The following is a 20,240-nucleotide window of genomic DNA, read 5'->3' on the forward strand; positions in this document are numbered from 1 at the left end:
GGATCGGCGCTCGGATGACGCGAGGGCCGGGACGGTTGGCCGCCCGGCCCGTCGTCGACGCCCTCGGGGCCCTTACTTCGCCGAGGACTTCAGGTCAAATTGGAGGTCGGAGTCTCCTCTCGCGGAGACCTCGTGGGACAGCGGGGTATGCGAGGGGTCGCCGTAGAGCCAGGGCTGTTCGACCTTCCTGGCGGACTTCTTCTTATTGCCGGCGTCGATCGCCATGCTCGCCATGAAAGGATCGAGCTCGGGAGGACGCGTCTTCCCGGGGAGATCCGACTTGGGTCGGTTGACCGTGACCTTGTACTTTCCCGGCGAGAGTCCGGAGCGGTTGCGGAACTTCGCCGAGAACGACCCGTCGGATCCGGTCAGGTCACTCCCGTCGGTCATCGGCTTATTCCCGTCTGAGGCGTTAAAGGTGATCGTCGCCCCTTCCAGGGGCTTGCCGTCGAGCGTCACCTTTCCGGAAACGGGGACGAGCGTGTAATAGTCCTCTTCGCCCCCGCCTCCACCGCAGCCGATGAGCGTCAAGAGACCGAGAGCGGCCGCAGCCCGATAGGATTTCACGTCTGGACACTCCGTGGACTCTGCTGAGATCGTGCATCAAGGCCGGCCCGTCGGGCCGGCCTAGGGCCGGCCGGTTCATATCAGTCGGATGCCGCTGCGTCGTCAATAGGCATCCGAGCTGATGATCTCGCCGCCACGGATGGTCCCGAGGGCGTAGAAGGTGCCGTAGTTGACCGTATTCTTGATGAAGCGGACGCTGCCGTCGGCCATGCAGACGTTGACACCGCCGGGATGGTAGCTGGAGAAGACCCACGCGTAAGTCAGGTTCCTCGGGTTGCAGGAGGCCATGTTGCCCGGGCAATCGTTATCGCCCCAGGGGGCATTCGGATAGTAGAAATTCCACATCCATTGCCCCTTGCGGGCGATCCGGACGAAGGTCGACGTATGGGTGCCGGAGCCCCAGTAGGGTCCGAACCAGTCCTGAGCATGATGCTGGTGCGACTCGCCGGCGAGGATGGTGTTGGTCGTCCCGTCCTGGAAGTCGGCGACCGACGAGGAGATCTCGGCGTAGAAGGCCCCCTGGCTGGACGGGTCGGGCGGGCTGCAATCGTATTCGGTGTACATGCCGGAACAGAGCCCGTAGTTGCTCCGCCTGGCATTGTTCCGGGAGTAGATCGCCGCGGGGTTGGTCGGCTCGTAGGTGACCACCTCGGGCGTGATGTCGGACGGGCAGGCGTAGCCGGAGACCATCGTGCCGACGACCGTCGAATTCGAGGCCGCATCGCCGAGGAGCTTGACGTTGACGCCGGAATACCCGCCCCAGGCCGAGTCGCTCGAGGCCTGGTTGAAGTTGTAGGCGTTCGAGAGCGGGACCTGCTCCAGATAGGTCAGGATCATCGTGAACGCGGTGGTGTTGAGGACGAGCCCCTTGCCGCCGTTGGAGACGTCGGCACAGCTCCCGGAGAAGATCTTGGGGGGCGGGAACGCGTTGTTGGCGCTGTGGTAGTTGTGCATGGCCAGGCCGATCTGCTTCAGGTTATTCACGCACTGGGCCCGTCGGGCCGCCTCGCGTGCCGCCTGCACGGCCGGGAGTAGCAACGCGATCAGCACGGCGATGATCGCGATGACCACGAGCAACTCGATCAGAGTAAAGCCACGGGAAGATTGATTTCGCATGATGGCCCTGATTGAAAGCGATGAGGGGGACCTTGCGACAACATGTCGATAGTCGACGCCCGCGCGGTCAGATCCGGCGGTTTGGGAGAGGTAAGGCCAACGTGGGAGGCTCCCGCTCATGTGTCCTTCGCCCCATAGAATGATCAAGAGGAGAGGATGAGGACCTATGATGATGAGGAGTCGTTACCGATGGGGCGTGGGGAGGCTGCGATCACGCCCCGGGATCCGGTCGCAATCGCCGGCAAGGGGCCGGCCTGCTCACTGTCGGGAGGTACTGATCGGACTCACTGGACCTGGATATCCTCCCGCGTTCGAGGATGAGACGGCGAGGGGCCGTCACGGTCGCAGGGGCGTCCGGTCGCGGTCGTCGTGCATCAACGGCAACCGGCCGCCAATCGGGGGGACCTCGCTCGGTCGGCCCCTTCAAGAGTACTTCGCGCGGGGTGTGACAAAACTTTTTCGGGGCCGGAATCCGGAGCTGCCTCGCGGGTGGTCCCGGCTCGAGAAGGGCGAGAAAACCGCCGGATCAGGTTAGATCTGCGGGGCGTATCCGAGCACTTCCTTGAGGCGTCGGAGGACGCGCGACTTGGCCTGCCGGACGGCGGCCGGGGTCACGTCCATCTCCTTGGCGATGACCGCGCAGGGCTGGCCCTCGACCGTGGCCCGCCAGAAGGCCTGCCAGGTCCGGTCCTCGAACTCGGCGCGGACGAGACCGAGGGCCTCGCGGTACGTGGCACCGATGAGTCGCCCTTCCTCGTGGTCGTGGTCGTCCATCGCGGGGTCGGGCAGGAGAAGCGTCTTCTCGTAGAAGTCGGTCCCGCCCGGGCCTCGGGCATTGCGGCGGCGGAGCAGCGAGAGCATCTTGTAGCGGGCGACCCCGTGGAGCCAGGCCCGGAAGGAGGCGCTCTCGTGGTCGCGGCCGAAGTTCTGGAGGCTGACGAAGACCCCCTGGAAGACGTCCTGGATTACGTCGTCGGCGTCGGCGCCCTGCACCCCCCAGCGGCTACACCACTGGCGGAGCAGCGGCGTGTAGAGGTCGACCAGTCGACGCCAGGCCTCGCCGTGGTGGGCCTTGGCCTTCTCGATCAGGGTCAAGGATGTGGCGCCCGCCTGGGCGCCTGACGATCGAAGCCAGTGGGGTCCGGGCGTGGACAAGTGGTCCATGTCAGACGCGCTCCGCGGGCCCGGGGCGGACCCTTCCCAGGCGGGAGGGGAATGCCGAGGAATCAGCTACTTGTCTGGATTTCGCCGCGTTACGATGGAGAGAGGTCCGGACCGGCCGAGCCCGTTGATCGGATCTTGAATCCCAACGGACTGGTGAAACTGTAACATGGTCAATGGGAGATCGGCAAGTGCATGTCGATGCTTGTCCCAGCGACGAAACCCTCACCGCATTCCTGCTCGGGGACCTGCCCGAACCCGAGATCGCCGCCGTCCGCGAACACCAGGAGTCTTGCCCCGCCTGCGAGCTCCGGGCGCAGTTGCTGGAGGGCATCACCGACAGCGTCGTGGACGAGCTGCGCCGGGTCGCGCCCAGGATTCCTGGGCGCGACGACGAGGCGTCCCCCTTCGAGGCGATCGGCGGCCCCGGCTCCTCGGCGGATCCCTCCGGATCGCCCCGGAACCGGGGGAGTTACCGGCTCGACATCCCCGGATACGAGGTCGACGAGCGCCCGCTCGGCGGCGGGAGCATGGGGGTCGTCTACAAGGCCCGCCACATCAAGCTCGGCCGGGTCGTGGCCCTGAAGATGATCGCGGAGCATTCGGGGGAGACGGCGGCCCTCTTCCAGATCGAGGCCAAGGCCGTCGCCCAGCTCCAGCACTCCAACATCGTCCAGATCTTCGACATCGGCCAGCACTGGAACCGGCCCTTCCTGGCGCTCGAGTTCGTCGAGGGGGGTTCGCTCGACCAGATGCTCGCGGGCCGGCCGCAGCCCGAGCGCTCGGCCGCCGAGATGGTCGCGACCCTGGCCTCGGCCGTCGACTACGCGCATCGCCAGGGGATCATCCACTGCGACCTGAAGCCGTCCAACATCCTCGTGACCACGGAGCGGATCCCCAAGATCGCCGACTTCGGCGTGGCCAAGTGGGTCGAATCCGATAAGTTCTGGGGCAAGGGGGGCGAGTATCGAGGGACCCCTCGCTACATGGCCCCGGAGCAGGCCCGCGGGTCGGTGGCCGTGGACGATGTCGGGCCCAGGACCGACGTCTACAGCCTCGGTGTCATCCTCTACGAGATGCTCACGGGGCGCGTCCCCCACCTCGCGGAGACGGTCGAGGAGACCCTCGAGCTCGTCCGCGAGCAGGAGCCCATCCCCCCGAGCCACCGGCAGCCGGGGATCTCGCGCGACCTCGACGCGATCACCCTGAAATGCTTGCGCAAGGATCCGGCCGGGCGCTATCCCGACGCCCATGCCCTGGCCGAGGACCTCAACCGCTTCCTCGACGGTGAGCCGATCGAGGGGCTGCCGCAGGGATCGATCCAGCGGATCTACAAGCACATCAGGCGTCGTCCCGAGCTCCTGACCGCGCCCATCCTGATCGGAGCGATCCTCCTCGTCTACGCCCGCGACCAGAGCCTCTTCTCCGTGGGGTACGACGTCGTCAAGCCGCCCTCGAAGACGTCGTCCGAGGCAAAGGGCACGATCCTCGTCCCCCTGGAAGTCCAGAACGACGGCTCGATCCGCCTGGGCGCCTCGGCCGCGGCCGTCTCGGGGCGGGAGATCGCCTTCGAGCACGCGTTCGGGAACCTCGGGTTCTGGCACCACGACGACGACCATGCCTGGTGGACATTCCACATCAAGGACGAATCCCGGTTCAACGTCATCCTTGAATATGCCAATGGCAACGGCCGCACGGGCAACAAATATCAGATTCGCGTGAACGACGCGGTCCTCATCGGCCAGGCGCTCAGGACCGGGAACTGGGCGGACTATCAGACCTTCCCCGTCGGAGAGCTGACCCTCGGGGCGGGGATCCATCGCCTCGAGATTCGCCCCGTCGCCCCATTGAATGGGCCTCTGTTCGATGTCCGCGCGGTGATCCTCAAACCGCTCTGAGCCGTTGAGGCGATCGCCGATCAGATGTTGAGCGGGTCCCGTGGCCGCTCGCGGTTACTTGACCCCGAACTTCTCCTCGATCGCCCGCCAGCTCGTGAGGCCGACGATGTCCTCGAAGGCATCGAGGTTCATCGCATCCTTCTGGGCCATGGGCTTGCCGGCCTTCAGGTTCGAGAGGGCACGTTCCAGGGCCTTCGTGATCTGGAAGAGCAGGGTGGTCGGGTACATGATCATCGCGAACCCGGCCTCGCGGATCTCGTCGGGAGAAACCCACTCCATCTGGCCGCCCCCCTCCATCATCGTCGTCGCGAGCGGGGTGCCGGCGAGCGCCTTGCCGACACGCTTGAGCTCGGCGACGCTCCGGAGTCCCTCGATGTAGAGTCCGTCGGCCCCGGCCTCGCGATAGGCCTCGCCGCGACGGATCGCCTCGTCGACCCCCTTGGCGCTCCGGCCGTCGGTGCGGGCGATGACGAAGGTATCCGCGTTCCTCCGGGCCGCCAGGGCCGCGCCGACCTTGCCGACCATCTCGCGGATGGAGACGACCTCGCGCTTGCCCATCTGGCCGCAGGTGATCGGGCTCGTCTGGTCCTCGATGAAGATGGCGGCGATGCCGAGTTCCTCGTAACCCCTGACCGTCCGCGTCACGCTCTTCACGTCACCGAAGCCGTTGCCGCCGTCGACGACCACGGGCAGGGGCGACGCGGCGACGATCTGGCGGATCGCCTCATTCTCCTCGTAGTAATGCACGAGGTCGATGTCGGGGTAGGCGTATCGCGAGCCCGCCAGCGCGAACCCGCCCACCTGATAGGCGCGGAATCCGGCCCTGGCGATGAGGCGGGCGGTCAACGCATCGTGGGCGGCCGGCAGGATCAAGGGGCCAGCCTCGCCGAGGACCGTCCTCCAGGACGCTCGGCTCGCGGGCGAGAGGATCGGCGGGTCAGTGGGTGTCAAGGCTCGGGCCTCCAGGATCGTGAGTCGGCAGTCCGACACCTTCGGCCTGCATCTACGATGCCGGATCTCACGGCCTTCGGACGCCGATGCCGTACGGTTCTCGCGCCCCGCAACCCGGAGATTCCACCTCCGGATAGGGATGTTGCTTCTCGGCGATTTACGAAGGGGGGATTGAAGCATTCTATCGGATCGCCGACCTGGAAAGGAACCTCGACCGCCTCGCCTTGCGAGGATCGACGTAGCACTTTCAAGGCACACCAACTGTCACATCCAACCTTTCATGCTTGCAAATCCAAACATGTCGATTACAGCAAACATTCCATCGAAAGCGGCGGAAACGAAGCCGGCCTCCCGAACTCGCCAACCGGGTTGGTTGACGGATTCGGGAGGCCGTTTCTGTTCCCGGCCCGGGGGCGAGGGCCGGGAACGATTTCAGCGATCGGGATCAGTAGGAGTCGGCGCTGATCGTCTCGCCGCCGTTGCGGGTGCCGATCGCCCACCAGGCCTGCTGGTTGACCGAGTCCTTGATGAACTTGACCGAGCCGTCGCTCATGCCCATGTTCACTCCGCCGGGGTGGAAGCTGGTCGGCGGGGCGGTGCCCCAGGGGTCGACCGAGTAGGTGTTCCAGCCCGAGTTGCTGCAGGAGCGAGTGTTGGGCGGGGCGAGGTGGTTGTACATGCCGTAGCTGACGTAGGCGGGGTAGCCGTAGAACCAGTCACCGCGGCTCGTCGACAGCCCGGCCGTGGTCGTGGGCAGCGACTTGCAGTCGTTGATCGCCTGGATCGCCGAGGCGAGGGTCGACTGGTTGTCGGCGGTGGACATCTGGAAGATGACGCGCTTCCAGTTGTTCGGGTTCGAGTCGCCGGCCGTGACGGTGGCGGCGTTCGGGTGGCCGGTCACCACTTCGCTGAAGAGGGCCGTGTTGCTCGTGCCGTCGACGATCGAGGCGATCTTCACCACCGAGGCCGGGGTGCCCGGGACGGTGCCCAGGACGCCGTCGCTGGGGACGTAGGTGCCCGAGTAGCCGGTGGTGTGGAAGGGGCCGCCCATGTTGCCGACGTAGCTGCACATCGAGACCTGACGCATCTTGGCGTCGCTCGGGCAGAGCCAGGCGTTGACCTGGGTGTTGAACACGGTGGTGTTCATGTTGTACTGGCCGCAGCCGGCGCCGTTGCACTGGACGGGGCCGACGTTGTACGCGTTCCAGAGCGTCGTCTGCTCGAGGAAGGGCAGCAGGCTCAGGTGGCCGCTCGGGCCCCAGCCCCAGTTGTCGACCGGCGAGGGGTACATGACGCCCGGCGGGAAGGCGTCGAAGCTGCTGTTGTAGTTGTGGACCGCGAGGCCCATCTGCTTGAGCTGGTTCGTGCACTGGGCGCGGCGGGCGGCCTCGCGGGCGGCCTGCACGGCGGGCAGCAGCAGGGCGATCAGGACCGCGATGATCGCGATCACCACCAGCAGCTCGATCAGCGTAAAACCACGTGTACGATTGCGAATCATAAAACTACCTTGCATCGAAAAAATTGATGATTACCCCACATCGGAACGCTTCGACGTTCCGAGCGGACGAAGATCCGACCTGGCGACCGCGGGAGGAATGTAGGGGATCGCACTTCCGGGCGGGTATTGAGTGCGGCTGTATGCAGGGCGAGTCGTCCAGTGCGGACCAGGGCCGACGAACGACCCATCGAGCTGGGCGGAGTGGGCCCGGGAAACTCCTTAACGCCGGGGGCCCGCGTACTTGGTCGCGCCCTTGTTGACGGGCGGGGCCGCGACTTTACCGTGCGCGGTGCCGTCGTGACCGGCCGGGGCCGTGGTCGTCGCGGTGCTGCTACCGCCGCAACCCATCAAGGAGAACGCCCCGATCACCGGGATGAAGAGGGCAATGGCACGCAGACGTTGGGACAGAGACACTTGATACTCCTCGTGGCATCGCATGGAGAGTCGGGAAAACATAAGGCCATGAGTCAACGGATGAACCGTTGCCCTGTCATGTTGTTCGATTAACGCGAGGCCGACTTCTCCGGACTCGGAAGGGGCAGAACGCAAATACCGTTCCACTTGGTCATTTTATCACATCTAAACACCTATTAACGAGCACCTTCGAGGCCGACCGACCTGACGTAACACACGATGAATTTAAGACTTAATGAGTCAGGGCTCGCGGAAACGCTCGCATCCTGGCGCAAATGCCGTGCTCAAGATTGACGCGAGGGCGTGACGCAATTGATTAACAATTGTGCGGCAGGCCCGGTCGACTGCTTACTTTCAACGCATCGAAACCGGTCAGCTTTGCCATTCCAAGCGAGCATTCCGCCGCCAGGCCAATCCTCGGCCAGTGAGTAGGAGAGCCTTCAGCCACCTTCACGCCGCGTCAACGATTCTCGATCGGGCGTCTCGCGTGAACAACTCAATCGAGTTTATGCGCAACAGATAGGAACACCCCCATGGCGAGAGGGCATTCTCGGGGCTGGAGAGGCGGATCGTACAAACCGCGATAAAGAACCCGGCTTCCAGCCTCGGGGATGAGGCGGAGGGCGATGGGAGGGCTTGAACGGGCGTCAACCGGGGCGGGTTTGCTCGCAGAGGCTCATGCCGCGTCTCGCAAGGCCGAGCTTCTCGTAGAGACAAAACCTGGCCGATGCGTTGGCGGGATCGACCAGGAGCCGGATGCCGGCCGGGCCCGAGCCCCCAGCATGCTCGGCGATTACTTCCAGGAGTCGCGTCGCATGCCCCTGCCTCCGATGGTCGACCAGGACGTGCAGTTGGTCGAGATCGAGGAAGCCGACCCTGGCGTCGGCCTTCGGGATGCGGGCCACCGACGCATATCCCTCGAAGCGATGGTCGGCCTCGGCGACGAAGATCCTGAACGAGCCGGATTCCAGGCAGTCGAACACCGCCAGCGAAGGCCTCGAACCCTGGACCGTACGCTCCGCCGCGTCGGCGTCGTCCGGGTGTTCCTCGCGCTCGACGACACGCCGAAGTTCTTCCAACCACGGCAGGTCGGACTTCGAGGCGATTTTCACGATGCCCATCATCAAGCCGACGGCTCGAAGGAAATCCGAGCCCTTGTGAACTCACCCAGGGAGCTCAGCGCCAGGGGAACTCGGGGGGCACGGGCTTGCCGGTGATGAGCGGGCGGACGAGCGACCAGAAGTCGCGGATCTTCGCCCGGACGACGCCCGAATCGCGGCCGACGATCTTGTACACCAGGCCCGCGCCATTGGGGAGTCGGCCGACGCCGGCCGCCCAGCCTTCCTTCTTGTTCCAGGCCGAGACGGCGCGAGAGGCCACCTCGTCGGCGACGGCGGGGGGGGTCAGGAGCAGGACGTTGCCGAAGATGTCGAAGTCCCCCATGACGCCGGGGACTGCCACGGGAGTGCGGGCCGGCTCGATGCGGAACTTCTCGACGAAGAGGCTCTTGCCGTCGGGACGCTCGGCGGAGACGGTCGAGGAGAAGAGGTCGAACTTGAAGAACTCCCCCTCGCCGTAGAACTTCCGGCCCCCCATCAGGGTCTCGGCATAGAGGAGCGTCGCGGTCGGGTCGATCCGCACCCGCGTCCGCGTCAGGAACCTCGACCGGGCGAACGGGATGACGGCCTCGGGGAGGTACTCGAGGTACCCCCCCTCCGCCAGCGAGATCTCCTGGACCTGGGTCGCGTGGTTCGCGTCCATCTCGTGGATCTTGGTCGCGGCCTGGGTCGTGACGTGGCCGAAGGCATGCGGCTCGACAGCGAATTCCAGGGTGTAGCGATCCCCCTGGAGGATGCCCCCCGAGTTCGAGATGATGAAGACGACGGGGAGTTCGGGCATCCCCTCGTCGCAGTAGAGCGCCTTCTGGACGAGCAGGGGGGCCCGGCGCTCCATCCTCGCCAGGATCGAGCGCTCGCCCCGGCGTTCGAACCTCAGGCGCAGCAACGCGACCTTACCGAACGATCCGCTTCGGAGTTGCGGCGGCTCGTCGAGGTAGGGGAGGAGTTCGTGAGGGATGGGCGGCTGGCTCACGCGCGTGCCTTCAGGTCGAGGTCGAACAGGATGTCGGTGCAGATCAGGTCGACGAGGCGGTCGATCCCCTCGCCGGTCTTGCAATTGGTGAAGACGAACGGCTTCTCCCCGCGCATGAGCCGGGAGTCATCCTCCATGACCTGCAGGCTGGCCCCGACATAAGGGGCGAGGTCGGTCTTGTTGATGACGAGGATATCCGACTGACTGATCCCCGGGCCGTTCTTGCGGGGGATCTTGTCGCCGGCGGCGACGTCGATGACGTAGATGAAGAAGTCGACGAGGGCCGGGCTGAACGTCAGCGTGAGGTTGTCGCCGCCGCTCTCGATCAGGACGATGTCCGTGTCGGGGAAGCGGGCCTCCATGTCCTCGACGGCCGCGAGGTTCATGCTCGGATCCTCGCGGACGGCCGTGTGCGGGCAGGCGCCCGTCTCGACGCCGATGATCCGCTCCTCCACCAGGATCCCCTTGAGGGTGCGCCTGACGTGCTTGGCGTCCTCCGTCGTCACCACGTCGTTGGTGATGATCAGCACGCGCGCGCCCATCTCCAGCAGCTTCGGCGTGATCGCCTCGATGATCGCGGTCTTGCCCGAGCCGACCGGCCCGCCGACCCCGATCCTCGTGATGTGCTTCGCCATCGGCAAACCCATCCTCAATTCATGAACATGCGAACGAAAGACCCGACGTGCAGCGAGGCCAGGACGTCGAACGCCGGCGCGAAGGCGGCCATGTCCTCGAGCGAGTGCGCGGCGACCCGGTCGTAGGCGGCCCCCGCGTCGGCGTTGACCTCGAACAGGATCGACTGAACGTCGAGGTAGTGGATCCTCATCAGGCGGAGCGAGGCGTTCGCCATCATGCTGGCGACGCCGTATTGATGCACCGCGAAGGCGTCGCGCTCCGAGAGCCCGAGCGCCAAGAAGACCAGGGCCTGGGCGACAGGCATGCAGCCGGGCGTCGCCCCTGCGCGGATCCGGGCGAGCCAGCCATTGATCGCGGAGGCCTCGGGGCCGAGCACGCGCTCCGACATCTCGGCGAGCTTGCGGCCCATCCGCGTGGTCATCGTCCGCATCTCCTCGTTGAGCTTGCGCTCGAAGACGGCGTGGTCGGCGAGATCGATCCCCTGGGCGTCCCCGAGCTGCGCGGCCCGGAACGCGGAGAGTACCGCAACGCCGTCGGAGGTCGCCGCCTGCTCGACCGACGACCGCACGAAGTCGCGGAGCGTGGCCAGATCATGCACGACGCCGAACTGCACGGCCGACTCGAGGCCGTTCGAGAACGAGAAGGCCCCGACCGGCAGGAGCGAATCTCCGAACTGCAGGACGCGCATCAACTCCGCAATCGTCGACAAGCGGCTGACTCCGAGGCTTTAGCCCTGCTGGTTATCTGCGGAATACACGTGCGAATGCGGCGTGCTGTCGGCCCCGCCGAAGAGGCGACGGGCCTCGTGGGGTGCGAGGTAGGGGATGACCTCGGCCCCCGGAACGAATTCGCAGGTGATGCCTTCGAACGCGTGGGTCCGCATCACCGAGGCCATGACCTTGCGGTCGACGGTCAGGGGGATGTAGACCGCGGAGCCCTTCACGACGGCCGGCCAGTGCTGGTTCCCGAGCGCGTGGCCGAGCTCGACGCAGGTCCTGGCCAGGATCTCCGCGGGCTGGCCGAGGACGGCGTCGATCCGGAGGACCATGACCTCCTTGAGCGTGACCCTCGCGACGATCGCCGTGCCGGCCGACTCATCCCAGGTGAGGATGTCGCCGTCCTGGACGCGGGTGCCGCGATCGAGGGCCACGGCGATCTCGACCCCCGTCTCGGTCTTGAGGCGGAAGCGGTTCTTCTGCGCCTGCCACTGGTCCAGGTGCAGCAGGTCGACCTCGGCCACCTCGAGCTTCCGGGACCAGTCCGGGTCCTTGATGTTGCCGAGCGGCTTCTCTACCAGGATCATCGTTCACTCCCGCATTCGGCCCGACCGGCCGAATGGATGCTGGCCGGGACGGTCGCCTCGCGAGGGCGGAAGGCCGCATCCTCGCGAGGCTCGCCGGGCATGTCCTAACTCCAACCCGATCCGCCCCGATCAGCAGAAGAAGTAGAGCTGATTGAGCGAGATCGACTTGGGGGGTTCGACGGTCGCGTGGACGCCGTCGACCTTCACGGCGAAGGTCTGCGGGTCGACCTCGATCTTGGGCAGGAACGAGTTGCGGACCATGTGGTTCTTGGTCAGGACCCTGGTCTTGGAGACGGGCAAGACCATCCGCTCGAGGCCGTACTTCGACTTCACGTCGAGGTCGTAAGCGGCCCTCGAGACGAAGGTGACGCAGGTCTTCGACAGGGCCGAGCCCAGGGCGCCGAACATGGGACGATACATCATCGGCTGGGGGGTCGGCAGCGAGGCGTTGGGATCCCCCATGTTCGCCCAGACAACAAAGCCCCCCTTGAGGACCATCTTCGGCTTGGCCCCGAAGAAGGCCGGCTCCCAGAGGACGAGGTCGGCGAGCTTGCCCGGCTCGATCGAGCCGAGGGTGTCGGAGACCCCGGCCGTGATGCAGGGGTTCAGCGTCACCTTGGCGAGGTAGCGGAGGACCCGGAAGTTGTCGTTGCCGGGGGCGTCTTCCGGGAGCGGCCCGCGGGCCTTCTTCATCGCGTCGGCCGTCTGGATGGCGCGGAGGAAGGTCTCGCCGATCCGGCCCATCGCCTGGGAGTCGCTGCCGATCATGGAGATGGCCCCCATGTCGTGCAGGACGCTCTCGGCCACGATCGTCTCGGCGCGGACCCGGCTCTCGGCGAAGGCCACGTCCGAGGGGATCTTCGGGTTCAGGTTGTGGCAGACCATGATCATGTCGAACAGCTCGGCCACCGAGTTGACGCCGCAGGGGAGCGTCGGGTTGGTCGAGCTGGGCAGCACGTTGGGCTGGCCGACGACCTTGAGCAGGTCGGGCGCGTGGCCGCCGCCGGCCCCTTCGGAGTGGTACGTGTGGATCGTCCGGCCGTCGAAGGCCGCGATCGTGTCCTCCACGAAGCCCGACTCATTCAGGGTGTCGGTGTGGACGGAGACGCCCACGTCGTACTCGTCGGCGACGGAGAGGCAGGCCCGGATCGCGGCGGGGGTCGTGCCGTAGTCCTCGTGGATCTTGAAGCTGGAGGCCCCGGCGCGGATCTGCTCGATCAGCGGGGCGGGGGCGCTGGCGTTCCCCTTGCCGTGGAACCCGAAGTTGACCGGGAGCCCCTCGACGGCCCGGAGCATCATCTCCATGTTCCAGGGGCCGTTGGTGGTCGTCACGCCGTTGGTGCCGTCGGTCGGCCCGATCCCGCCCCCCCAGAGCGTGGTGATGCCGTTGGAGAGCCCCGCCCAGACCTGCTGCGGGCAGATGTAGTGGACGTGGGTGTCGTGCCCGGCGGCCGTCAGGATCAGGTGCTCGCCGGTGATCGCGTCGGTGGCGGTCCCCGTCAAGAGGCCCGGGGTGACCCCTTCCATCGTGCTGGGGTTGCCCGCCTTGCCGACCCCGACGATCCGGCCGTTGCGGATCCCGACGTCGGCCTTGATCACGCCGAGGACCGGGTCGAGGATCGTGACGTTGGTGATGACGAGGTCGAGGCAGCCCGCCTCCTGGGTCAGCTGGCTGTCCGAGCCCATCCCGTCCCGGAGCGTCTTGCCGCCCCCGTAGACCAGCTCGTCGCCGTAGACCCGCAGGTCCTTCTCGATCTCGACGTAGAGGTCGGTATCCCCCAGCCGGATCTTGTCCCCGACCGTCGGGCCGAACAGGTCGGCGTATTGCTTCCGCGTGATCTTCGACATGGCGCAGATAGCTCCCGGTCAGGACTCGATCGACTTGAACCCCAGTTCCTTCGCCCGCTTCAACGCCGCGTCGTAGTTCGGGTGATAGTCGGGCGTGGGCCCGTCCCCCGTCCAGCCGTCGACCAGGTTATTGAACCCGAGGCAGAACCGCTTCCCGCCGAGGGGGACGAGCGTCACCTCCCGCTCATCGCCCGGCTCGAACCTGATGGCCGTCGTCGCGGGGATGTCCAGGCGCTTGCCGAAGGCCTGGGAGCGGTCGAAGGCCAGGTAGCGGTTGACCTCGAAGAAGTGGAAGTGGGAGCCGACCTGGATCGGTCGATCGCCCGTGTTCCGCACCTTGAGCGTCGTCGTCGGCCGGCCGACGTTCTGCTCGATCTCCCCGGGGGCGAGGATCACCCCCCCCACCGGGACCTTCCTCGTGCCCGCGGCGACGTGGGGAGACGCGTCGGGGTGCCCTTTCCAGTCGCCCACGCCGGGCTCGTCAGGTGCCTTCTCGGACTCGGCCATGTTTCACCTTCGATTCGAGGAGTGGAGAGGTGGGTGGGGTCTTACTTGATCGGCTCGTGGACGGTCACCAGGCGGCTGCCGTCGGTGAAGATCGCCTCGAGCTGCACGAAGGGGATCATCTCCGGCACGCCTTCCATGACCTCGTCGCGGGTCAGGACGCTCGCGGCCTCGACCATGACCTCCTCGACGGTCTTCCCTTCGCGCGCCCCTTCGAGCGCCGCCGCGCAGATCACGGCCATCGACTCGGGATGATTGAGCTTGAGCCCTTTGGCCTTGCGCCTCAGCGCGATGTCGGCCATCTGATGGATGATGAGCTTCTCGAGTTCCCGAGGGGTCAGGTGCATTGGGTCTCACTCCGAGGCTGACAGGGGGCGGCCGGGTCAACGCTCCCCAGCGAAGATCCGCGTCTCCGCCCAGACGACCGCGAGAAGTATCCAGGACGCGGCCACGAACGGGGCCGTCAACGCGGGCAGGCCCGGCTCCTTCGGGAAGTATTCCGTCAGGAGGGTCGCGACCACGGCGGCCAGGATCGGCAGCGTCAGGCATCTCCGCTTCAGGAACAGGGCCATCGCGGCCAGCACCGCGTTGTAGCCGTAGATACCGATCGACATCAGTTGCGTCGAATCGCCATGATAAGCCGCGATCGCCGTCCCGACCACCGAGCCGAGGAGGGCGATCGCCGCATGCCAGGGATTGCTCAGCGCGATCCCGACCAGGAACATCGCGCCCGTGCCGACGCTGGCCCCCAGCATCACCTCGGCCTCGCCCCGCAAGACCTCGCTGAAGAACCCCGCGGCCTCGACCGGGGCCGCATCGGGGGCGACATCGATCCCCTTGCCGGATGCACCGTGCGCGATCGCCAGGATGGCCCAGGTGGTCACGACGAAGGGGCCGGTGTAGGTGGGGAACGTCAGGAATCGGCGGGCGAGGTAGGTGACGAACGTCGAGGCGACGCAGCCGAGGACCAGCAGGACCCACGTCGCCGCGAAATTGGGGCGGAGGAAGAACAGCGTGGCCAGGCCCACGAGGGTCGCGTTGAACCCATAAATCCCCTGCTCGATGTCGCCGGGATCGAAGGAAGCGACCCGGGCGACCAGGGGGCCCACGATCGCGCCGATGATCGCCCCGATGAGCGTCACCGGCGAGGCGATCCCGATCCCGATCAAGAAGCAGAGCCCCGTCCCCGCGTGCCCCTGGAACATCACCTGGCCGACGCCACGGAGCACGATCAGGACCTCGGCCCACGCCGCTTCCCTGGAATTGGGCACGAACCTCGAAGCGACGGTCATATGTGAGCACCGCACGACTGATGCGATTTGGGGTCTAGTTCGGAGGAGTAATAGAGCAAGTGCCCAACCCCGAGTCAACCCGCTGGCAGAATTGTCAGGCCGATGGCACTCCCATCATGGCCAACCCAAGTCGCATCCAGGAAAAGGCAATCCTCGAATCGAATCATTTCCATGGTTCCTGGTGGATCGCCTGGTCGTCGCGGCCCACGCCCCGGCGATCCACCTCCTCGCCGAGTTCCTCACTCGCGGAAGGGGGTCGCCTCGATCATCGAGCAGAAGTTGGGCCGGACGTAGCCGGGGAGGAGCTTGGCGAGGACGTCGGCCTTCACGTTGCCGAAGGCGGTCTCGGGCTTGTGCGCGATCCCATCGGCGAACGCCTGGATGATCCTCGGCTTGAAGTTGACGCGGGGGAAGGCAGAGAGCACCTGCTCGCGGGCCTCGGCGGCGACGTCGTCATAGCCGAGGCCGAGGACGTCGAACTCCACGCCCGCCGTCACCAGGGCGACCTCGGGCTTCTTCCACTTCGGGATGCCAGGGGTCGTGTGCAGGGCGATGGCGTCCCAGACCACGTCGATCGAGCCCTCCGGCACGCCATGCTGCTTCAGGAAGTCGCGGGCCGCGTTGGCCCCGTCCACCTCGAACCGCTCGGTGGCGCTGCTGTACTTCTTCGTCAGGCCGAGGTCGTGGAAGATCGCCCCGATGTAGAGGAGTTCGGGATCGTACTTCAGGCCCAGCCGTTTTCCCTGGAGCGAGCCGAACAGATAGACGCGCAACGAGTGGTCGAAGAGCAGGTCCGACTCGGTGTCGCGCACGAGTTGGGTGGCTTCCACGGCCATCTTGCTGTCGGGGATCGAGACGCCGGCGATCTGCCTGGGAAGCATCGGTCTTCTCCTTACTGAAGACGAGGACGAAAAATCCAACGACAAACGTCAAACATTAAAGCGAAGGACAAACGGGCCGACCGGAGTGGGCCAGCTCAGGTGGATGGGGTGGCGCGGAACCGTTCACGATAGTCGCGCGGGGCGACGTGCAGCACCCTGACGAACGAGCGTCTCATGGCATCGGCGCTCCCGAAGCCGCATTCGCGCGAGATCCGATCGAGCCCGGCGTCTGTCTCTTCAAGGCGGCGACGCACGGCATCGATCCGCAGGCGCTCGACGAAGCGGGCCGGCGTGGTGCCGACCTCCTTGTGGAAGGCCCTCGCGAAGTTGCGGGCGCTCATGTGAGCCCGGACGGCCAGGTGCTCGACCGAGAGGTCCTCGGCCAGGTTCTCGGCGATCCAGGCCTGCAGGTCTCGCAAGGGGCGTCGATCCGCCGCCTGCATCTCGAGCAGGGGGCTGAATTGTGACTGCCCTCCCGGTCGGCGGACGAACAGGACGAGGTGTCGCGCGATCTCGAGGGCGGCATTCCGGCCGAGGTCCTCCTCGACGAAGGCCAGCGCCAGGTCCATCCCGGTCGTGACGCCCGCGGAGGTGTAGACCTTGCCGTCGCGTACGTAGATGGCGTCCGGCTCGACGTCGACGGCCTCATGCTCCAGGGCCAGGCGGTCGCACCAACGCCAGTGGGTCGTAGCCTTGCGCCCGTCGAGCAGGCCCGCGGCGGCGAGCAGGAACGCCCCAGTGCAGACCGAGCCGACCCGACGCGTCCTGGAGACGAGGCGCCTGATCTCCTCGAGGAGGCCTTCGTCCTTCGCCGCCTCCCAGGCGCCGACGCCGCCCGGGATGATGAGCGTGTCGATCTCGCCCCCCAGCTCGGACACATGCCGATCGGCGGCCAGCACAACGCCCCCCGATGTCCTGACGTTCAACTCCCTGGTGGAGGAGATCAACTCGATCCGATAGGCGCTCGGGGCCTGCAGGTCACCCCGCGCCTCGGGAAAGCAGGTGAAGACTTCCGAGGGCCCGGCAACGTCGAGGAGGTTCACGCCCGGGAAGGCGAGGATGGCCACCCGATGGGCCTTCTTACCCGTGTCCCGAGATCCCTTCGCATTCCGGTCGCCGCGGCCCGATGACTCGCCCATGCCTCACCTCCCCTCCCGCTGCTGCCCTCCCGGCGTCGTTGAGGGAATCATACTCACGACCCCTCCTGGCGGAAATGACGGATATCCGACAGTTCCTGCCAGACCTCGATTGCCGGCTCCCGCGAGGCCACCCGTTGACATCTGAATCCGTTCAGGCCACAAACTGGCGCATTCGCCGCTCCCGCCGGGCCTTGCATCTGGCTCACCTATCCATGTCGACGTATCATCCGTGTCGTAGGCCATTTGCCCTTGATGCGTGACAGGCCTGGCCCTGAAATCTTTCGGATCGCGCCGCGGGACTGGCACGAGGCTTGCTTTCCCAACTCGCACCGAGTCGATCGCGGGCCTGTCACCCCGAGTCGGCGAGGCTGAATCTTGTCAATCCGGTGCAGAAGTCGAGGAAAATCGGCAGGGAATAGGTGCGGGACCGGGCTCGCCACATTAGGCTTTGCAACTCGGCACGGCGACTCGCAACGAATCAGGGCCGACGAAGGTCACATTTCGCCATGATGCTCGTGATCTAGGGTCCATCGCTCGAAGCGATGCCGGTTTCGCGACACGCGATTCTTTTCTCTGGGCAATTATTTTCCCGAGGCTTTCGCCGCGAGTCCGATCCAATCGAAGGAAAACCGGCTCGCTGGGAGCTTGTGAGGCAGGGAGCCGAGAGGTTTTGGTCAAGCTCGAATCCCCTTTCAGAATCTTTCAAACGCCGCCGCGAATGACTCTCGTATTCAGATGAGGACCAAACTCAACCTTGGACATTGATTTCCCAATTGCGCAACGTTAACAACATCACTGCCTGGGACCTTGAACGAACTGGCCTGCCGAGTGATTGACTATTTGAGCTACGTCATGCTGTCGCGATGCAATCACCCGACCCCTGTTGCACGAGCCGGCGAAGTCCACGAGGGCCATGGTTTTGGACCTCGCGATTTCGCCCTAATCGTCGCGTAGTCGGTCGCTTTCACCCGGATCGCTCGAGGCCGAAGTGCCTTCGGGAATTCAGGTTTCACGTGGCCTGTGCCTTTTCCCGCTCTGACTCATTAGCTCTGAAGGAGCCGCATCATGCGTCGTCTGAAGTCGTGGTGGCAGTTTCCCGCGTTCCTGATCGTGACCAGCACCCTGGTCCTCTCCGGCTGCAACGAAGAGCCGGCGACCGACGCCACGCCGAAGGCCGGGTCGGAGAGCACCATCCACAAGCTCGAAGACAAGGCTGCTGAGATCGGCGAGAAGGCCAAGGATCTCGGTGCCAAGGCCGTCGACAAGACGGGCGAGGTCGTCGAGAAGGCCGGCGTAGGCATTGAGAAGGCCGGCGAGAAGCTCGAGAAGTCGGCTGCCGAGTCGGCCAAGGCGCACCTCGGCGAAACCGCCGGAAAGGTCGTCGAGAAGACGGGCAAGGTCGTCGAGAAGGCCGGCGAGAGCGTCGAAAAGGGCGGCCAGAAGCTCCAGGACGCCGTCAAGAAGGACTGAGCCCGGTCAATGATTCGGAGCCCGGCCGCTCGGAGCCTTTCTTTCTAAGAAGGCCCGTTGAGGGCTGACCGAATTCTGGCTTCATCGAGATCCAGCACGAGCCCCCGGCCGCGGCCAAATCCGCGACCGGGGGCTCGTTCGTTTTCCGGAGCTCCTCATTCGAACGAGAGGTAAGCCGAGTCGGGCTCGACCCCGAAGCCGAAGCCTCGGGGAGCTTCGACCTTCCCGTCCTGGTAGGTGATGGGGGGCCTGACGTAGGATGACGCGTAGAAGAGCGAAGCCTGGAAGTCGCAGGCGATGCGGTCGACCGGGAAGACGGACAGGCTCGACGCCAGGCAGATCATCGCGGCCTGGCCGAGGTCGGTCTCAAGGTTCGAGCCGATCGCGCAGGACTTGCCCGCGGCCTGGGCGCGACGGGCCATCGCCAGCGAGTGGGTGAAGCCGCCGTTCTTGCCCGGATAAATCGAGAGGATGTCGAAGGCATCGAGGTCGATAGCCTCCTCGAGATGCCCCGGGGTGAAGACCGCCTCATCGGCCAGGATCGGCACCGGGACGCGTTTGCGGACCTTCGCCAGCAGGCCGATCCGATCGCGGGGCGTGGGTTGCTCGGCGAGTGCGAGGTTGAACGGGACGAGGGCCTCGATGGCTCGCACCGCGTCGTCGGCCGTCGCATGAGCCCCGTTGGCGTCGATGGTGAAGACGGGCTCGGGGCCGAGCCGCTCGCGGACGGCCTTCAGCCGGGCCACGTCGTCGATGCCCGGGACGCCCGTCTTGAACTTGAGTGTCCGGACCCCGCGCTCCCAGAACTCGACGGCCAGCCGCACGGTCTCCTCGGGAGGATAGGCTCCGATGCTGACCCTCGTCGGGATCCAGGCCACCGACTCCCGATCGGCAACCAGGCTCGAGACCGAGACGCCCTGCGACCTGGCCCAGAGATCCCAGAGTGCGATGTCCACGGCAGACTTCGTGAACGAGTTCCCGTGCAGTTCCCGATCCATCCAGGCGAGGGCCTCCGACGGGTGGTCGAGGGTCGCCCCGGCGAGCTTCGGCCCGAGGAGGTTCTCGACGAACCACAGGCCCGTCTCGGCCGACTCGCCGCTCCAGACCGGCGCAGTCGCCCCCTCGCCGAACCCGAGCAGGCCGTCGTCCCCCTCCACCGTCACGCGGAGGTAGCGAGAGGCCTCGTGGCGGCCGAGATATGAGAGGATCGCGCCATCGAGTCGGACCGGATGGTCGACCACTCGGGCCTCGACCTTATGAATACGCAGGCTCATGGCAGAGGGTCCCGGAATGGCCAAGGAGGCCGGCCTCGGCGTCGAGGGCGGGCGGGGCAGGGGGCGGCTCCCTGCAGCATCGCTCGCGAGCCGGGGCGAGGCAAGTCCCTCGGCCCCATCCCTGTCGGCCTCCCCATCAACCATGAGACGTCAGCCCCTGTCGAGATAACCCTTGGACGGGGGGCTGCCGTCAGGGT

General features: G+C 65.9%; 20 protein-coding genes. 2 read left to right on the forward strand and 18 right to left on the reverse strand.

Annotation, left to right across the window (positions count from 1 at the left end; all coding sequences use genetic code 11):
• Positions 1 to 72: 72 nt before the first annotated feature.
• The 3 genes from ACOYYX_RS37300 to ACOYYX_RS37310 form a co-directional block, all read right to left on the reverse strand.
• Positions 73 to 567: a carboxypeptidase-like regulatory domain-containing protein gene (locus ACOYYX_RS37300; protein WP_422927715.1), complete on the reverse strand. Its 495-nt coding sequence runs from the start codon at positions 565 to 567 to the stop codon at positions 73 to 75.
• A gap of 102 nt (positions 568 to 669) precedes the next feature.
• On the reverse strand, positions 670 to 1,638 hold the full coding sequence (locus ACOYYX_RS37305; protein WP_422927716.1) for a DUF1559 domain-containing protein: 969 nt from the start codon (positions 1,636 to 1,638) through the stop codon (positions 670 to 672).
• A 576-nt stretch (positions 1,639 to 2,214) separates the two neighbouring features.
• A complete protein-coding gene (locus ACOYYX_RS37310) occupies positions 2,215 to 2,847 on the reverse strand; it encodes an RNA polymerase sigma factor (RefSeq protein ID WP_422927717.1) in 633 nt (210 codons plus the stop codon).
• A gap of 188 nt (positions 2,848 to 3,035) precedes the next feature.
• Between ACOYYX_RS37310 and ACOYYX_RS37315 the strand changes: the two genes are divergently transcribed.
• Positions 3,036 to 4,742, forward strand: coding sequence for a protein kinase domain-containing protein (locus tag ACOYYX_RS37315; protein WP_422927718.1), 1,707 nt, complete (start codon positions 3,036 to 3,038; stop codon positions 4,740 to 4,742).
• Between the two features lie 54 nt (positions 4,743 to 4,796).
• Here ACOYYX_RS37315 and ACOYYX_RS37320 read toward each other — a convergent pair whose 3' ends face one another.
• The 14 genes from ACOYYX_RS37320 to ACOYYX_RS37385 form a co-directional block, all read right to left on the reverse strand.
• Positions 4,797 to 5,693: an isocitrate lyase/PEP mutase family protein gene (locus ACOYYX_RS37320; RefSeq protein ID WP_422927719.1), complete on the reverse strand. Its 897-nt coding sequence runs from the start codon at positions 5,691 to 5,693 to the stop codon at positions 4,797 to 4,799.
• Positions 5,694 to 6,138: 445 nt separating this feature from the next.
• Positions 6,139 to 7,191, reverse strand: a complete 1,053-nt coding sequence (locus ACOYYX_RS37325; RefSeq protein ID WP_422927720.1) for a DUF1559 domain-containing protein — start codon at positions 7,189 to 7,191, stop codon at positions 6,139 to 6,141.
• Positions 7,192 to 7,410: 219 nt separating this feature from the next.
• A complete protein-coding gene (locus ACOYYX_RS37330; RefSeq protein ID WP_422927721.1) occupies positions 7,411 to 7,605 on the reverse strand; it encodes a hypothetical protein in 195 nt (64 codons plus the stop codon).
• 647 nt (positions 7,606 to 8,252) lie between these two features.
• Positions 8,253 to 8,717 carry a GNAT family N-acetyltransferase gene (locus tag ACOYYX_RS37335; RefSeq protein WP_422927722.1) on the reverse strand — a complete coding sequence of 155 codons (465 nt, stop codon included), beginning with the start codon at positions 8,715 to 8,717 and terminating at the stop codon, positions 8,253 to 8,255.
• A gap of 64 nt (positions 8,718 to 8,781) precedes the next feature.
• Positions 8,782 to 9,696 carry an urease accessory protein UreD gene (locus ACOYYX_RS37340; RefSeq protein WP_422927723.1) on the reverse strand — a complete coding sequence of 305 codons (915 nt, stop codon included), beginning with the start codon at positions 9,694 to 9,696 and terminating at the stop codon, positions 8,782 to 8,784.
• Positions 9,693 to 10,331: an urease accessory protein UreG gene (gene ureG, locus ACOYYX_RS37345; RefSeq protein WP_422927724.1), complete on the reverse strand. Its 639-nt coding sequence runs from the start codon at positions 10,329 to 10,331 to the stop codon at positions 9,693 to 9,695. Before ureG ends, ACOYYX_RS37340 begins: the two co-directional genes overlap by 4 nt.
• A 14-nt stretch (positions 10,332 to 10,345) precedes the next feature.
• Positions 10,346 to 11,041, reverse strand: coding sequence for an urease accessory protein UreF (locus tag ACOYYX_RS37350; RefSeq protein ID WP_422927725.1), 696 nt, complete (start codon positions 11,039 to 11,041; stop codon positions 10,346 to 10,348).
• A gap of 18 nt (positions 11,042 to 11,059) precedes the next feature.
• Entirely contained in the window at positions 11,060 to 11,635 is a 576-nt protein-coding gene (gene ureE, locus ACOYYX_RS37355) for an urease accessory protein UreE (RefSeq protein ID WP_422927726.1), read from the reverse strand.
• Between the two features lie 129 nt (positions 11,636 to 11,764).
• Complete coding sequence (locus ACOYYX_RS37360) at positions 11,765 to 13,483, reverse strand: urease subunit alpha (RefSeq protein ID WP_422927727.1); 1,719 nt, start codon at positions 13,481 to 13,483, stop codon at positions 11,765 to 11,767.
• A gap of 18 nt (positions 13,484 to 13,501) precedes the next feature.
• On the reverse strand, positions 13,502 to 13,990 hold the full coding sequence (locus tag ACOYYX_RS37365) for an urease subunit beta (protein WP_422927728.1): 489 nt from the start codon (positions 13,988 to 13,990) through the stop codon (positions 13,502 to 13,504).
• 41 nt (positions 13,991 to 14,031) lie between these two features.
• Positions 14,032 to 14,334: an urease subunit gamma gene (locus tag ACOYYX_RS37370; RefSeq protein WP_422927729.1), complete on the reverse strand. Its 303-nt coding sequence runs from the start codon at positions 14,332 to 14,334 to the stop codon at positions 14,032 to 14,034.
• Between the two features lie 36 nt (positions 14,335 to 14,370).
• Positions 14,371 to 15,279, reverse strand: coding sequence for an urea transporter (locus tag ACOYYX_RS37375; RefSeq protein ID WP_422927730.1), 909 nt, complete (start codon positions 15,277 to 15,279; stop codon positions 14,371 to 14,373).
• A gap of 239 nt (positions 15,280 to 15,518) precedes the next feature.
• Positions 15,519 to 16,160 (reverse strand): HD domain-containing protein, encoded by a 642-nt coding sequence (locus tag ACOYYX_RS37380; RefSeq protein ID WP_422927731.1) that lies wholly within the window; start codon positions 16,158 to 16,160, stop codon positions 15,519 to 15,521.
• Between the two features lie 95 nt (positions 16,161 to 16,255).
• Entirely contained in the window at positions 16,256 to 17,299 is a 1,044-nt protein-coding gene (locus tag ACOYYX_RS37385; RefSeq protein ID WP_422927732.1) for a GlxA family transcriptional regulator, read from the reverse strand.
• Between the two features lie 1,065 nt (positions 17,300 to 18,364).
• On the opposite strand from ACOYYX_RS37385, the gene ACOYYX_RS37390 reads away from it, so the two are divergent.
• Entirely contained in the window at positions 18,365 to 18,769 is a 405-nt protein-coding gene (locus ACOYYX_RS37390; protein WP_422927733.1) for a hypothetical protein, read from the forward strand.
• Positions 18,770 to 18,924: 155 nt separating this feature from the next.
• Here ACOYYX_RS37390 and ACOYYX_RS37395 read toward each other — a convergent pair whose 3' ends face one another.
• Positions 18,925 to 20,043 carry a mandelate racemase/muconate lactonizing enzyme family protein gene (locus tag ACOYYX_RS37395; protein ID WP_422927734.1) on the reverse strand — a complete coding sequence of 373 codons (1,119 nt, stop codon included), beginning with the start codon at positions 20,041 to 20,043 and terminating at the stop codon, positions 18,925 to 18,927.
• Positions 20,044 to 20,240: the final 197 nt, after the last annotated feature.

Origin of the sequence: Singulisphaera chitinilytica, assembly GCF_049331405.1 — a bacterium.
Classification (GTDB): Bacteria; Planctomycetota; Planctomycetia; order Isosphaerales; family Isosphaeraceae; genus PoT.